Origin of the sequence: Pseudobutyrivibrio ruminis DSM 9787 (assembly GCF_900218035.1) — a bacterium.
GTDB lineage: Bacteria > Bacillota > Clostridia > Lachnospirales > Lachnospiraceae > Pseudobutyrivibrio > Pseudobutyrivibrio ruminis.
In genome coordinates this window covers 1-15,951 of sequence record NZ_OBMR01000003.1, presented here as the reverse complement: position 1 = coordinate 15,951, position 15,951 = coordinate 1, and the positions used below count along the sequence as shown (strand labels likewise).

The following is a 15,951-nucleotide window of genomic DNA, read 5'->3' as shown; positions in this document are numbered from 1 at the left end:
TCTTTAGTCCTCGTCGTCTAGCTTTTCCTTAATCAAAGCATAGATTGCTTCTGCGGAATTGAAGTTTTCTGGTGTAAGCTCTGCAGCTCCAATAGTAACATCAAATGTCTCGTTAATCTCTGAAATAAGCGAAACGATATCAAATGAATCAAGGATACCTCCATCAACTAAATCTGTAGCGCTCTTAAAATCCACCTCAGGATGTAAATCCTCCAAAATCTCTAATAACTCGTTCATCTTTCTAATCCTCCTAGTCCGCTTAGTTACGTCAACTACTAAGCTCATTTAATTATTATACATTTGTGTTAGCTTTACACGATCTATTTTACCGTTGGCGGTAAATGGCATGTTTTCTAGACGGTTTACCTTGTTTGGTAGCATGTAGCGTGGAAGCTTTGTTTTTAATGCTTTGATAAGGTCACCTTCTGTGATGTCCCCTACATAGTAAAGCACTATTTTCCCTTGTTCCTTTGCGTAGATGCAGCCCGAAAGCTTTATCTCTGGCACAAGATTTACATTTGCTTCGATTTCCCCAAGCTCGATACGATGTCCCATGTGCTTGATTTGGAAATCTTTTCTGGAATGGAACACAAGCTCACCATATTCGTTGATGTGACCTATGTCACCAGTTCTATATATGATTTCTGGGTACGCTGTGTTCAATGGATTCTGAACATAAGCCTCAGAAGTCTTCTCTGGATTGTTGTAGTATCCAAGTGTTACCGATGTTCCTCTGATGCAGATTTCCCCCTGCTCACCATCAGCAGCCAGTGTATTATCTTCCTTTAAAAGCATGATTTCTGTGTTTTTAAATGGGAAGCCTACAGGAATAACCTCATCGTCAGCAAACTCCCTTTCCACTGGATAGTAGCAGCACATTCCGGTGCCCTCTGTTGGTCCGTAGAGATTGAAGAACTTTGCTTCTGGCACTGCTGCTCTCCACAATCTAAATTGCTTGATTGGGAAGACTTCGCTGCCGAATGCGATTGTTTTCAATGTGTGTGGTACGACAGTATCAAATGTCTTGAAAGCACTAATCATGGTAAGGGCTGATACAACCCAGCAAACTGTATTGATGTTATGCTCATTAATGTATTCCACAAGCTTGATAGGGAACATGAAGTATGAATGTGGAATCAGATAAGTGGTTGCACCAAACTTCAGCGTTGGATAAAGCTCCTTGAGACAGGCATCAAAATAAAGTGGTGTCTGGTTTCCAAAAACTGTATCCTCATTAAATCCAAGAGTCTCTGAAAGCTGCTCGATATAATCGATTACTGAGCGGTGGCAAGCACATACACCCTTTGGAACTCCTGTGGAGCCTGATGTAAATACGATATAGATTGGATCTGTATCGATAGCCTTCTTTCTAACTAAAGCAAGCTTATCCACATCTGGCTTGGTATTTACCATATCTTTGAACAATAAAACCTTAGCTTTATACTCAAAACCTTCTGCAATATCCACTGTGGAATCATCGCAGATGATAACCTTTGGCTTACAATTTTCAAGAATAAGCTGAATACGTGTAGCAGGCATTTCGCTATCGATTGGTACGTAGTAGCATCCTGCATTGATTACTCCAAAGAAAGTAGCAATTGTATTTGGGCTCTTCTTCATAAATACAATTACTGGCTCTCTGCTGCATCCCATCTCAAGGAGGTTTGTTCCTACAGAATCCATGATGTTTTTAACATCGGAAAATGTAAGCTGAACCTCATCATCGGCATAAGCCACCTTTTCTGGGACTCTCACTAGACTCTCGTCTATGTAGTCTAAAACATTGTTTTGCATCTTACTTTCCTTCTTTTATTAGTTCTTTGTATTCTAGTCTAAGCTTTGCGCACTTCATTACGCAATCCCTTGCCAAAACATCTATTATGTCAAGAACACCTTCTATATGATTATCTCTTTTTGCTATAGAAAGCTCTGTACATCCTAAAATAACTACTTCTGCTCCGGAAGCTAAAAGCTGATTTTTAACCAGTTCAAACTCCTTCATGGAAACAGGCTTGCCTGCCTTTACCTCATCATAAATGATGCTCATTACAAGCTTTTGATATTCCCCATCCGGGTAAACACACTGAATGCCATAATCCATAAACACGGAGTCAAAAAGCCTGGTTGAAACTGTTCCATCAGTGGCCATAATGCCAACCTTTTTTATACCATGCTCTGATAAATAATCTGCTGCTTCTCTAATTCCATTGGAAACTGGCACATCCACACTCTTTGCTATCTGCTGATGGAAATAGTGTGCAGTGATACATGGAATTGCTATGTAATCAACGTCCTGCAACTCTAAGCGATTTGCCAAATCTATAATCTTTGGCAGTGGACTTTCCTTTGTATTGTCCAAAATGTAGCCTGTGCGGTCTGGAATAGATGGCGAATTGTAAATCACCATCTCAATATTATCCTGGTCGGTGGCTGCATCTGTCATCTCTATAATGCGGCGCATAAAATATGCTGTAGCCATAGGTCCTAGGCCACCTATTATACCTAACTTTTTCATTCTCCCTTATTGCTCCTGATTGTCGTTAAAATATGTGTAAATTTCTCTATCGTAGTTGTGAGAATGATAATGAGCATCTGAGTATGTCATTAATTCCTCGTCTGTCAGATAGAAGCCTTTGAAGCTTTTGTCCAATCGTGGTGTAGTGTCAAAATGGCGCCAGCCTTCACCACAATCAATTACATTCCAATAATGATGTCTTGTGGCGGTTGGAATGATTTCGATATCCTCATTTGGAATGCCTGCCCTTGTAAGCAAAGCCTTGCTAACGGCAAAATAATTGTAGCAGTCGCCGTGCCTGTTTTTAAGGCCATCGTAGGCACCCTTTAACCAATCTCCGCTATCTTCACTTTCGCTGTAACCTATATTACCCTGCACCCACACATAAATGGCATGAGCCTTGTCATAAGCAGACATATCGTCAGTGATTATTTCTGCCAGCACCTCATCAGCTAAAGCAAATACATCTTCCTCTGTGTATTCCTGCTGAATAACGGTGATTGTGCCTTCCTTTAAATCCATGTTGCCCATGGAATCTGTGGCGGTATAAACTACGGTGTACTCACCAGGGGTATCCAAATCAACCTTGCTGCTGTCCACCTGAACCTCAATATCGGTGTCCACATTGTCAGTGACAACCACGTCCGTTTTGAAGCTTACAGATGTACCTGCGTAGACAGTTTTATCAAGCTGGCCCTCAATAACTGGAGGCTCGATATCGTATTCCTGAACGAGATTTAGAACTGTATCTGCTTCTGTCTTGTTGCCTGAGCCATCCTCAGCAACAATAGTGATAGGAATCTGACCATAATTATCAAAGCTTATGGCCTCACCAAAATATACTGAAACATCCCCAGATAAATCACTAACAGATTCGACAAAATCCTGGGCTGCTGGAATTTCTTCCTTTGTGCGAGTCAACTGCTTTACCGTAAGCTCTGGAGCAACAGTATCCTGCACCTCCAAGGTACATTGATAGGTATACTTACCGGATATAATCCCTACATCATAGGTGCCTGGGAAATCTGTAGTAATAACTGTGTCACCTGTAAACTCCGCTGTCTGATCTGGATTCTTCAGAAAATCTGCAGCAGAGACTTCCCCACCAAGCTCTACAACACAGCTGGAATACACCCTGTTTGAATAGTCATAATAAAAATAGGCTCCCACACCTAAGCAGACTGCAATAACAGCTGCTGATGGTATGAAAAGCCTATATATCGTTCTAGTTTTTTTCTTTTTCTTTTTTGGCGATTTTGTCATTCCCATGATACATATTCTCCCGAGCGATTACACTCAAGGATAATTTTAGCAATCATGGATATTATAGTCAAATTTAGCTAGATTTTTACTTGATTAAGGTGTTAAGAATACCTCTAAACAACTGAGCGCCGGTGTTGCCACCAAGTGTCTGGCCAAACTTACCTCCGATTTGCTTGCCAACCTTTTTGCCAAGCTCACGTCCTACAGTGCCTGCCACAGTTGTACCTACTGATTTTGCTGCACGCTTCTTGCGATTGGCTTCCTTTTCCTTCTCACGCTCTGCTGCTTTTGCTGCTGCAGCCTCCTCTTTTGCCTTGGCTTTTGCAGCTTCTTCCTCTTCTTTAGCAAGAGCTTCTGCCTGTTCCTTTTCTACACCCATACGAAGAAGAAGTTCGTAGGCTGACTCAGCATCTACCCCATTTGCATATTTAGAATAGAGCATACTAGACTTTATAGCCTTATCTCTAGAAGCATCATCAATTCCACCCATCTGGGACTGAGGTGGCAAAATAGCAACCTTCTCTACAATTGATGGAGTGCCATCCTCCTGTAGGAATGAAACAACTGCCTCTCCTGTTCCAAGTGCTTCGATTACATCTGCTGTCTTGAATGCAGGATTCTCTCTGAAGGAATCTGCCGCTGCCTTTACAGCCTTTTGCTCTGCTGGAGTGTATGCGTGAAGTGCATGCTGCACCTTATTGCCCAGCTGCGCCAATACTCCATCTGGAATATCACGTGGATTCTGAGTTACGAAGAATACTCCTACTCCCTTTGAACGAATAAGCTTTACCACCTGCTCAATCTTATCAAGCAGTGGCTTCGGTGTATCGTTGAATAAAAGATGAGCTTCATCAAAGAAGAATACCATCTTTGGCTTGTCCAAATCACCTACCTCTGGCATGGTTTCAAAAAGCTCTGAAAGAAGCCAAAGAAGGAATGTAGAATATAATCTGCCGTCGTTTACAAGGCTTTGACTATCCAAAATATGTATCATGCCTCTGCCCTGCTCCCCCAGTGTAAGGAAATCTCTGATATCAAGAGCAGGCTCACCAAAGAACTTATCTCCTCCGGCCATTTCAAGAGCAACTACAGCTCTCTGAATAACACCAATGCTTTGCTTGTTAAGAGTTCCATAGTCAGCTTCAAATTCCTTGTTATTATCAGCCACATAGTTAAGCATGGACTTTAAATCTTTTGTATCTATCAAGGCAAGATTGCTTTCATCTGCAATTTTAAACACGATGGAAAGTATGCTACTTTGATTATCATTTAAGCCAAGAATTCTAGAAAGTAAAAGTGGGCCCATTTCTGTAATTGTGGTACGTGCCTGAATGCCATTTTTGCCGTAGATATCCCAAAGAGTAACAGGATATCCATGGTACTCAAAGCCGGCCTTATCAAGTCCAAACCTTTTAATGCGCTCCTGCATATCGGCACTATCCTGGCCTGGATTAATCATTCCTGCAATGTCCCCTTTTACATCTGCAAGAAAAACAGGCACTCCCATGTCGGAAAATGATTCAGCCAAAACCTTCAGCGTTATGGTCTTTCCTGTACCTGTGGCACCAGCGATAAGCCCATGTCTATTTGACATCTGTGGTAATAAATATACCGGTTCTGACTTTTCCGTATTTGCAACCCAAATCTTACCTTCTCTAATCATAATCGCCCTCCCAATATTTATTTAAACTTCTTCAACATAACTTACAAAATCAAGATTATTAAGATCATCTATAAGCTTTAAGTGTGAATGTCTCTTCTTGAAGTCCAAATCAATCATAAGTGCTGTATCAGTACCAGATAAGGTCTTATCCTTTGTCTTGTTCATGCTAGTGATTTGATAGCCCATTTCTATAAAGCTCTTACGAAGCTTTTTGATTCCGTTTGTCTCTTCTACTTCAATGTACAAGCTAACAAAACGGCTGTTTTCCTCAACACGTGTGCTAAGGTGCATGAGCAGCAGATTTGCAATAAGCACAAGACCAAAGCATACAAACCCCACTGATAAATATCCTGCGCCAAAGGCCATACCCATACATGAAGCAACCCAAAGTGTTGCAGCTGTTGTAAGACCTTTTATTTGATTTCTACCTGTAACAAGAATAGTTCCTGCACCAAGGAAGCCAATTCCACTTACAACACCTGCTGGAATACGGCTTACATCGGCATTAAGCTCTGGAATGAGTGCCAGATAGATATTTAAAACTGTAGCAACTGCTGAACCTAAGCTAACAAGTGCAAAGGTACGAATACCTGCACTGTGTCTTCTAACTACACGCTCCCAGCCAATAAGACTGCCACAAGCTGTTGCTATCACCAATCTAATTGCTACTGCCAAATCATCCATGCCCTGCAAGTAATCTATTATCGTATTTACCATATATAACACCTCAATTATTTAGTCTGTATTATGCTAATTCTTTTTGCAGTGAGCCAAATAGCATGGCAAACCAACAAAAATCATTCCGCCTAAGATATTTCCGATTGTAACTGGAATTTGATTTGCAAAAAATCCAGCCACAGAAAGATTAGCAAGCTGATCTGTGGTGATACCGTATGCCTCTGCTGCCTTTGCAACGTATGTATCATTGGTAGCAGCAAGCATGCCCATTGGAATATAAAACATATTTGCCACACAGTGCTCAAATCCACCTACCACAAATGCCATGATAGGAAAGAAAATAGCCCAAACCTTACCGGAAATATCCTTTGATGCTGCTCCCATTAAGATGGCGGCACAAACCAGAATATTACAAAGTATTCCCGATGCAATTCCTTTTATAGGAGTGATTGTAGCTTTGCCAAGAGCAACCTTTATTGAGTATGCACCTAGCAAACCTGCTGAATAGTCAAGATTTCCTGAGAAATAAGTGAGAGCCACTATGATTAAGGCTCCAACTAAATTAGATAACCAAATGATACAAAGATCTCTGACCACCTTTCCCCATGAAAATCTGTGGTCCATTGCCCCCATTGATGTAAGACAGTTGCCTGTAAAAAGCTCTCCACCAATAAATGTGATAAGCATAAGTCCTACTGGGAAAATAGCTCCCGCCACAAAACGAGAAAGCCCCACATTTGTTACTGCATGAGCAGCTGTTGAACTAGTGGCAGCTCCAAGCGCGATAAATGCTCCTGCCATAATTCCAAGCAATATCATCTTTGGAAGTGGAAGGCTAACCTTCTTCTCCCCTCCACAAATATTTGCCTCTATCACCTCTTCTGGTGAATTGAAAATTTTGTCCATATGACCTCCCCTTCTAAAAACCTTACTCAGCTTCGATTTTTTCTACTATAAAATCTGTGCATCTGTTTAGTTTTAAATTATTACTCCCACATTTTAGGCAAACATCCTTGAATTCGTGTCTGGTAAACTCTGCTCCACAGTCCTTGCATACAACCTTCGATTCCTTGACTGTGGCATCCACCTTTACTCCATCAAGAGGTGTTCCCTCACTCATCACCTGCAGATATTCTTCGATAATCTCAGGTACATAATCACACTGATCCCCAATCAGCAAATGAATAATATTTACTTTTGAAAGATTGTTTTTTTCGGCCTGTTTATTGACTAATTCAAAAACGTATTGTGTCACTGCTAGTTCGTGCATTTCAACCTCTCATGTAAAAACCTTACTTTTCTTATTATTTTATTTCATATTGATGTTATAAACAAATATTTTTTGACAATAAAAAAGGCAGCAGAAATCTGCTGCCAAAATATTTATTGAAGCTTCATATCCCCTTCTTTTACCCATCCAAGCTTCATTGCAATCTTGTTGAAGATTGGGCAAAGAACGGCTGGAAGGATAAAGCAAATAAGGATTAGGCCAATCCAGTCAAATGCTGTGATTGCAGCTTTTGAGCCAGCTGCCACATCATTTACCCATCCTGTGTACACACCAATCTGACCTACCAGACCGCATGTACCCATACCAGATGAAACGGCAGGACCGTTCATCTCGAGCTTGAAAAGGCATGTTGCAAGTGGGCCTGTGATAGCTGAGCACAAAATAGGTGCAATCCAAATACGAGGATTCTTGATAATATTTCCCATTTGAAGCATTGATGTACCGATGCCCTGAGAAATAAGACCGCCCCACTTGTTTTCCTTAAAGCTCATGAATGCAAAACCTACCATCTGAGCACAGCATCCTGCTACTGCTGCACCACCTGCAAGTCCTGTAAGTGAAAGAGCGGCACAAATAGCTGCAGATGAAATAGGAAGTGTAAGTGCAATACCTACGATTACAGAAACAAGAATTCCCATAATAAATGGCTGCTTTGTTGTTGCCCACATAATAAGTGTTCCTACTGAGCTAGCTGCCTTGCCAAGTGCTGGAGCCCACCAAGCTGAAAGGGCAATACCTACACCAATTGTTACAAGAGGTGTAACCAATATATCGATTTTTGTTTCCTTTGAAACTGCTTTACCAATTTCTGCTGATATGATTGCTACAAATAAAACTGCAAGTGGACCACCTGCTCCACCAAGAGCATTTGAAGCAAAACCTACAGTGATAAGTGAAAACAATACAAGAGGAGGCGCCTGGAGAGCATATCCAATTGCAACTGCCATGGCAGGGCCACTCATTGCTGTGGCAAGACCACCAACTGTGTATTCCACACCGGCAACGGTAGCTACCGGCACAGTTAAAAATTCAATTCCAAACTGTGTACCAATGGTATTGATGATTGTTCCAATAAGAAGTGAACAGAACAATCCTTGAGCCATTGCCCCAAGAGCATCTACAAGATATCTTTTAACAGAAATCTCGATGTTTTTTCTTTTCAAAAATTCTTTCATTTATCAATTCTCCTTAATTAATCTTCTCCAAGTCTAGCTAACATATCGTGAATCTCCTGCTCCTTTGAGCATACAAATTCTACATTAACATCCTTTATCTCCATACCGTCCTGGGCAAAGTAAAGCTTGATATAGAAGCTTGCAAAGCAGTCTGCGAAATCAACAGAAACTGTCTGCCACTCTCTGTCCTCTCCGGTGAGGGTTATCGTCTTTACGATATCTCTATCTCTGAAAACTGTCAAAGGAATCTGTGCAAGTGCGCTAAGATTCTTTGCACGTACAGTCATTGTAAGTCTGTAATCGCCGCGTTCTTTGATTGCAACAGAAAGCATATTGGCACTGTCACGACCTGTTCTGATTTCAGATGGGTCAATGGCAAAGACAGAGCTTTTCTTGAAGTTGCAGTCAATCATATTGTCATATGAAAGCTCTTCCTCATCTGCCTCGTCTAAAAGCTGATTATCTATCTCATTGTTTTCATTTATAAGTCTAAAGAGCACTGGCTTTGAAATAATGAATCTGCAAATGTTTGCAGCGCAACGCTGATAGTCAGCTCTAGTTACTGTACCATTTGCAAGTCCCTCCAATGAGTTGTCATTGTTTGTGTTGTCAGCAGCACTTGTAGTAACCATGTAAAGGTCGTTTTGAGCTGCTACAATGTCTGCCATATCGGCTCCGTCTCCTGCTCCGGCATTTCCGCCTTTTGCCCACCAGTCCGTCATTACGATACCTTCAAAGCCCCATTCATCCCTAAGGATTTTTGTAACCAAATCGAAGTTTGAAGATGTGTATCTTCCATTGACTGGGCCGTAAGTTGTCATAACAGCATGAGCGCCAGCTTCTTTAACAGCAATCTCGTATCCCTTTAAATAGAGTTCTCGGATTGCGCGCTCAGATGCCACATGCTCAGCATAGTGACGTGAGGTCTCCTGTGTATTCAAAGCAAAATGCTTTATTGTTCCAGTGATATGGTATTTATGCATACCCTTAAGCTGATATGCAGCGCACTTACCTGTTAAGAATGGGTCCTCTGAAAAATACTCGAAGTTTCTACCATTCAAAGGATTTCTGTGAAGATTCATACCTGGTCCAAGCAATACGTCCACTTTGTTTTTACGTAGCTCCAAACCTTCCCATTGATAAAGTTCTTCCATTAACTCAAGGTTCCAAGTGCTTGCAAGAAGTGTTCCATTTGGCATAGCAAATGCTTTCTTTCCTGAGTCCATTCTGATTCCAGAAGGGCCATCTGTACAGCAGGCAACAGGAATACCGTAACCTAAAAGTGAATCTGTAACACCACCAAATGCTCCGCCTGTTCCTGGTGTAACCTTTGGTGAGCTCATCCCCTCGCCTCTAACGATGGCTACCAAATCATCATCAGAAAGCTGAGCAATGAAATCATCCATTGATACTCTGCCTTTGGCAACATCCACAAGCTTGTAGCCCTTATCACCTGTCTGGGTGATTTCTGTTGGAAGCTCCTCTAGGCGATGTTCCACTGAGCTTTTTGTTGCTGTTGGAACAGCTTCATAGACAACTGAGAATGTTCCATCTGCATTTGCCTCAGGCTTAACCCTTGTAAATTCAATTGGTGGTGCCATCAACTCTGACTTTTGGTCTACCACAACAGTTTCAGAAATATCTGCTGATGCAGATTCCTCTGCTCGCACATCACCGCCCACGTAGAATGTATATGTTCCCTGCTCTAGCACATAGGCACTTTTGTGGCCTGTAACACCCGAGTCATCGTAGCAAGACATATAGTATGCTGGTACATGAATTTCACATTCCACTGTTTCACCAGGTTCGATTTCCTTAGTCTTATCAAATCCTATCAATACTCTTGATGGATTTCCCAGCTTGCCCTGTGGCTTTTCTAAGTAAAGCTGAACAACCTGCTGCCCCTTACGTGAGCCAGTGTTAGTAACAGTTGCCACAACTGTCGCTCCATTTGTGATATCAAACTCTAAGCTCTTACACTTGATGTCAAAGCTAGTGTAGGATAAACCAAATCCAAATGGATATAAAACTTTATCTTTAGCAAATGTTTCAAAATATCTGTATCCAACATAGATATCTTCCTGCTGGATATTTCTCTTCTTTTTACCAAAATTAGCTGTAGATGGGTAATCATCAATATTGTAGGCAATAGTATCAGAAAGACGACCTGCTGGATTTACGTCCCCTGATAAAACATCAAGAACACCATTTCCACCTTCCTGGCCTCCCTGCCAGATATATGCAACAGCGCTAGGGTTGTAATTTTTAACCCACTTCATATCGATAATATTACCTACATTTAAAAGAACGATTGTCCTTTCAAACGCCTCAGTAACATTTTTCAGCATTGTATGCTCATCTTCTGTAAGAAGGTAGCTTCCTTCTGTTGCACTATTATCCTGGTCCTCACCTGCTGTACGACCAATTAGCACAATTGCAACATCAGACTTTGCTGCTGCCGCCTTTGCTATTTCTGGAGTGATTACCATTTCCTTTTGGAACCATGGTTCACTGGCCCATCCGATTCCGGCATCAAATGGATTTTCCTTTATCCATTCATCATAGATTGCTTTTAAATCCTGGTTCAGATTATATCTATCATCAGCCTCAAGTGCTTCTTTTACTCCAATAACATACTTGGTATTTACCATACCGCCTGAGCCTGTACCGCTTTTATAGTAGTTGTACTGACTACGGCCAAACAATGAAATAGTGGTACCTTTCTGAAGTGGTAAAACATCACCATCATTCTTCAAAAGTACCACACCTTCTGCAACTGCGCGTCTGGCCACAGCTGCAAATTTATTCTCGTCAAATAACTTTCCCGACATTCCTCCAATATCCTTTCTCCAAAACATTCTTTCAAGAGTATACATTACAGATTCATGGCTTGCATCATTTATTTATACAAAATTCATCTTCATTTTTGGGCTTTTTTATCAATAAAACTTGCAATTAATTGTGCACAATGATAAATTTTTATTTATAGAGAATTGAGGGAATTATTATGAAAAAAGGATTAGTAATGGAAGGTGGAGCCATGAGAGGCATGTTTACCTGCGGCGTAATCGATGTTCTCATGGAAAACAATATTGATTTTGACAGTGCTGTTGGTGTTTCAGCTGGTGCCACATTTGGACTTAATATTAAATCAAAACAGATAGGACGCGGGATTCGCTACAATAAAAAATATTGTAACGACAAGCGCTATGCTAGCTTCAGCTCCCTGATTAAAACAGGGGACATTTATAATGTGCCATTCTGCTATGGCACTCTCCCATACGAGCTTGATAAATGGGATTACGATACCTTTTACAAGAATCCTATGGATTTCTACTGTGTGGCCACAGAATTATCTACCGGAAATGCGGTATATCATAAATGCGATAACTATGACGGCACTCCAGATGGAATAGACATTCGCTGGATACGTGCATCGGCTTCAATGCCTGCAGTGTCAAAGCCAGTTCCAATTGGAGATGATTTGTATTTAGATGGTGGAATGTCAGATTCCATTCCTCTTCGCTTTATGGAAAAGCAAGGCTGCGACAAAATCCTTGTTATCGAAACCCAGCCTGCTGACTATATTAAAAAGCCTCAGAAATACATGAAAATTATTAGATGGATTTTGAGAAAATATCCACGAATGATTGACACAATGGAAAACAGACACAACATGTATAATGCGCAAAAGGCATATGTAAAAAAACAGGTAGCAAATGGCAAGGCTTTCGTAATCAGGCCAGATGCTCCACTTAACATTGGTGCCACAGAAAAGAACCCTGATGAATTGCAACGTGTTTACGATATCGGACGACGCATTGCCACAGAAAATCTAGAAAAAATAAGAGCTTATTTGACCGCTTAGTCAAATAAGCTCTTTTATTATTCTTTCTTTTATACGGTAAACTGGTTAATAAGATTTTCAATCTTATCTGATGATTCAGATACTACAGTAGCGCTGTTATCCACACCACGAGAGTTTTCTGCAACCTGTTCTGCACCTTCAGCAAGAGTTGTGGCTGTAGCACTAACCTCTTGTGTACTAGCTGACTGCTCCTCTGAAATAGCAGCCATAGAAGTTGCAATCTCATCAACGCTACCAATCTTATCAATCATATCACCAACAGTATCGCTGGCTTCATCTAGGCTCTTGAATATCTTTTCAAATGTCTCTCCAGCCTGGTTTACAGATTCCATACTGGTGTTGATTTCTTCGACATTTGATTCTGCCTTTGTTGAAAGCTCTGCAATCTGAGCTGTAATCTCTTTGATAATAGCTGAAATCTGCTGAGTACTATCTGCAGAGTTCTGAGCCAACGCACCGATTTCATCAGCAACAACTGCGAATCCTTTACCAGCTTCACCTGCACGTGCAGCCTCAATAGAAGCATTAAGCGAAAGAAGGTTTGTCTGGCTGGAAATAGAATTAATCATATCAACAATAGAATCAATCTGCTTAGCAGACTCATCTACATTGTTAACAACATCATTCATTTCACGCATTGACTGTGCAACATTTGTCATACCAGACTGAACTGCCTGCATGTCACGCTGACCATCTCTTGCTGTGCTAACCAAATCATCCATAGTCTGCTTGGTTGTCTCACTCTGCATAGTCAAATCATTAACCTGCTGAGCCAATGTAGTTGCGTTTTCTGCAAGATCAGCAACTGCAGAAGACATATCGTCCATTGTATGCTGAATCTGCTGCATAGCATTTGCCTGCTCGTCAGCACGCTCATTCAAATCACCAGATACATTCTTACTGTTTGTAGCCTCTGAAGCAAGCTGATCAGTCATACTCTTAATCTCGGTAAGAGTACTTCGCATCTGTTCAACATAATCATGCATGTTGTTATTCATGGTGCCAATTTCATTTCCGCCGCCTGCTGGAATATCCACTGTAAAGTCACCATTTGCAATTCTTGTAATATTCTCTGTAAGACTACGTACTGGTTTTGTAATCTTTGAGTTGATTAACTGAAGAAGGATTACTGCCATTGCCAAAACAATAATTGCAGCAATTACAATACTAATGAGTATGAACTGTCTAAGTTCTGCTAATACTGCATCCTGAGGTACATATGAAATAAGAGTCCACTCTGTACCATCTACATTATCAAATGAAACGAAATAATTCTTTCCATTATTTCCTTTCATTGTAACAACAGAATCACTTCCGCCTGCAGCAACAACTTCTGACATTCTCTGCAAGAAGCCATCATCTGTATGTTCAGATACATCTGTACCAACATATTCTGTCTCTACCGATCCAATAATCTGAGTACCCTGAACAAGTAAGCTGGCACCCTTTCCACCTGGAGTATACTGGCTAACCATCTCTGAAATACCAGCAAGGGCAATATCTGTAGACATTACACCCTTACGACCATTCAAAGTGATAGAACGTGAACCGCACACAACCATATTTCCAGTTGTTAAATCCAGAGAAGGTGCACCTATAGCAATCTCTGCCTGGCCATCACCATTCTGATACCAACCTCTGGTAGTTGCATCATATTCACTTAAATCCGGGAACCATCCGCTACCATCATAGAACTCAGTTCTGCCGATTGCGATATAAGCATCTGTTACAACACCTGGGAACTCATTCAAAGATTCAGTCAACAGATTATTAACCTGAACATCACTTTCAAAGGTTCCACCCTCAATAGCATCTGCCAAGCCATCATAATACTTAGTCATGCTATCCATTGTTTGTGCAATATCAGCAGCATTTGCTCTAGATTCCTGATGTAATCCCTCAGTAGCCTCTGACACAATTACCTTCTTTGCCTGCAACGCCAAAATAGTGGTTACAATTGCGATTGCCACAATTACAAGAGGTATCAAAACCGCCAATAATTGTGCACTAATACGCTTTTGCTTAGCTTGTCCTTTCGCCATAAGTCCCCTCCTTCTGTATAATATGAAACGTAAACGTAGAATGTACTAATTAAAACACTAGCAAATTTCGATGTGCAAATTTGTAAATTTCTATGTCCTATCTGTGAACTCAGCGCGCCATTTTATATTTGCCAAATATTACAAAATTTATTCACTAGATATCTGACAAAAGTATGTTATGATGTAAATATCAAAGGGGTAATTCGAACTATGAGGTTCATAAAAGAAAGGGGTTTATTATGTTAAAAGACTATACTAAAATTCCTGCTCCACTAAACTCAGATGTTGTTTTGAAAATAATTCCTGGTCACTTCGCAACCAACCACTCCCACATCACAAACTATATGGAAATCGGAACCATAAAGACCAGATGTAATGAGGCTCACGGTGTTGCCCAGCTTCTTGCAATGCACTATTCCGTATCCACACCAGTAGACACAATCGTATGTGCCGATGGCATGGAAGTAGTTGGAACATATCTTGCCGAGGAACTAACAAAAGCCGGTGTCGCAAACTACAATCAGCACAAGACAATCTATGTCACTGCCCCAGAGCTTGCTCCATCCGGCCTGCATATTTTCCGCGATAATCTACAACTGACTATCCGCGACAAACACGTTCTTTTATTATTCGGATCACTAACCACCGGCCGCACTCTCGAAAGTCTAGCCGAATGTGTACAATACTACGGGGCAACCATCAGCGGTGCCTGCGCCATCTTCTCAGCCGTTCGAGAAGTGGACAACATCCCAGTAACAGCCGTATTCCACGACGAGGACATTCCTAACTACCAGTCGTACCCACTCCACGAGTGCCCTCTCTGCAAATCTGGCACCCCAATCGACGCCATCGTAAACTCCTTCGGCTACTCAGAGCTTCGCTAATCCCAGGGGGGCCACCATCCACAGGTGCCCACAGACTTAGTACAGGCCACCGGGCTGGGGGACGGCTTACAACTCCCCGCCAGTATCATTGGAGCAGATTTTTGGATTACCTTAATGTGTAAAGTGGCCCATATGTAGGTGTACTTACGAAGCTTTTACTATTCGAAGGTAATGTATGGGTGGAACGGACAATGTAGTTTATATAATCATCTAGTCTTAACTAGTCTTTGTATTATTACTTTTGCTACTCCGTTCACAAAGAAAAATTAAAAAAGAGATATTTGTATGTATTGGCACCGTGGCACATTCAACGTCCTGTTTCAAGTGACCACTGCTGCCGCCGTCCTAGCGGCAGCTGCCAATTCATATCAAATATCTCTTTTTATTTTTCTAAGTTCACTCCAAAGCAAATAGTAATAAATACAAAGCTAGTTTAAGACTGATGATTACTTAGTGTAGTGTTTGTCCGTCTCCACCCATACCTTACCGATAGAATTGTAAAACTTTGTAAGAACACCTACTAATAAATATGGGCGACTACACATTTAGATAATCCAAAATCTGTGACGTAC

General features: G+C 41.2%; 13 protein-coding genes. 2 read left to right on the top strand and 11 right to left on the bottom strand.

Features of this window, described 5'->3' with window-relative positions:
- Positions 1-3: 3 nt before the first annotated feature.
- The 10 genes from CRN97_RS02035 to CRN97_RS01990 form a co-directional block, all read right to left on the bottom strand.
- Positions 4-237 carry a phosphopantetheine-binding protein gene (locus CRN97_RS02035; RefSeq protein WP_097075678.1) on the bottom strand — a complete coding sequence of 78 codons (234 nt, stop codon included), beginning with the start codon at positions 235-237 and terminating at the stop codon, positions 4-6.
- A gap of 48 nt (positions 238-285) precedes the next feature.
- Positions 286-1,794 carry an amino acid adenylation domain-containing protein gene (locus tag CRN97_RS02030; protein ID WP_097075677.1) on the bottom strand — a complete coding sequence of 503 codons (1,509 nt, stop codon included), beginning with the start codon at positions 1,792-1,794 and terminating at the stop codon, positions 286-288.
- A 1-nt stretch (position 1,795) separates the two neighbouring features.
- A complete protein-coding gene (gene cuyB / locus CRN97_RS02025; protein ID WP_097075676.1) occupies positions 1,796-2,515 on the bottom strand; it encodes a cysteate racemase in 720 nt (239 codons plus the stop codon).
- Between the two features lie 6 nt (positions 2,516-2,521).
- A complete protein-coding gene (locus tag CRN97_RS02020) occupies positions 2,522-3,784 on the bottom strand; it encodes a transglutaminase domain-containing protein (RefSeq protein ID WP_097075675.1) in 1,263 nt (420 codons plus the stop codon).
- 79 nt (positions 3,785-3,863) lie between these two features.
- The gene (locus tag CRN97_RS02015; protein ID WP_097075674.1) at positions 3,864-5,441 is read right to left on the bottom strand and encodes a helicase HerA-like domain-containing protein; all 1,578 of its coding nucleotides are present in this window, start codon (positions 5,439-5,441) and stop codon (positions 3,864-3,866) included.
- A 21-nt stretch (positions 5,442-5,462) separates the two neighbouring features.
- On the bottom strand, positions 5,463-6,158 hold the full coding sequence (locus CRN97_RS02010) for an MgtC/SapB family protein (protein ID WP_097075673.1): 696 nt from the start codon (positions 6,156-6,158) through the stop codon (positions 5,463-5,465).
- 33 nt (positions 6,159-6,191) lie between these two features.
- Complete coding sequence (locus tag CRN97_RS02005) at positions 6,192-7,025, bottom strand: formate/nitrite transporter family protein (protein ID WP_097075672.1); 834 nt, start codon at positions 7,023-7,025, stop codon at positions 6,192-6,194.
- Between the two features lie 22 nt (positions 7,026-7,047).
- Positions 7,048-7,389 carry a hydrogenase maturation nickel metallochaperone HypA/HybF gene (locus CRN97_RS02000; protein ID WP_097075671.1) on the bottom strand — a complete coding sequence of 114 codons (342 nt, stop codon included), beginning with the start codon at positions 7,387-7,389 and terminating at the stop codon, positions 7,048-7,050.
- A 113-nt stretch (positions 7,390-7,502) separates the two neighbouring features.
- Positions 7,503-8,585 carry a PTS transporter subunit IIC gene (locus CRN97_RS01995; RefSeq protein ID WP_097075670.1) on the bottom strand — a complete coding sequence of 361 codons (1,083 nt, stop codon included), beginning with the start codon at positions 8,583-8,585 and terminating at the stop codon, positions 7,503-7,505.
- A gap of 17 nt (positions 8,586-8,602) precedes the next feature.
- Positions 8,603-11,443 carry a glycoside hydrolase family 3 protein gene (locus CRN97_RS01990; RefSeq protein ID WP_242961987.1) on the bottom strand — a complete coding sequence of 947 codons (2,841 nt, stop codon included), beginning with the start codon at positions 11,441-11,443 and terminating at the stop codon, positions 8,603-8,605.
- A gap of 149 nt (positions 11,444-11,592) precedes the next feature.
- On the opposite strand from CRN97_RS01990, the gene CRN97_RS01985 reads away from it, so the two are divergent.
- Positions 11,593-12,453 carry a patatin-like phospholipase family protein gene (locus CRN97_RS01985; RefSeq protein WP_097075669.1) on the top strand — a complete coding sequence of 287 codons (861 nt, stop codon included), beginning with the start codon at positions 11,593-11,595 and terminating at the stop codon, positions 12,451-12,453.
- A gap of 29 nt (positions 12,454-12,482) precedes the next feature.
- Here the strand turns inward: CRN97_RS01985 and CRN97_RS01980 are convergent, their stop codons facing one another.
- Complete coding sequence (locus CRN97_RS01980) at positions 12,483-14,495, bottom strand: methyl-accepting chemotaxis protein (RefSeq protein ID WP_097075668.1); 2,013 nt, start codon at positions 14,493-14,495, stop codon at positions 12,483-12,485.
- Positions 14,496-14,734: 239 nt separating this feature from the next.
- On the opposite strand from CRN97_RS01980, the gene CRN97_RS01975 reads away from it, so the two are divergent.
- Entirely contained in the window at positions 14,735-15,379 is a 645-nt protein-coding gene (locus CRN97_RS01975; RefSeq protein WP_044933654.1) for a phosphoribosyltransferase, read from the top strand.
- The last annotated feature ends 572 nt before the right edge of the window (positions 15,380-15,951 follow it).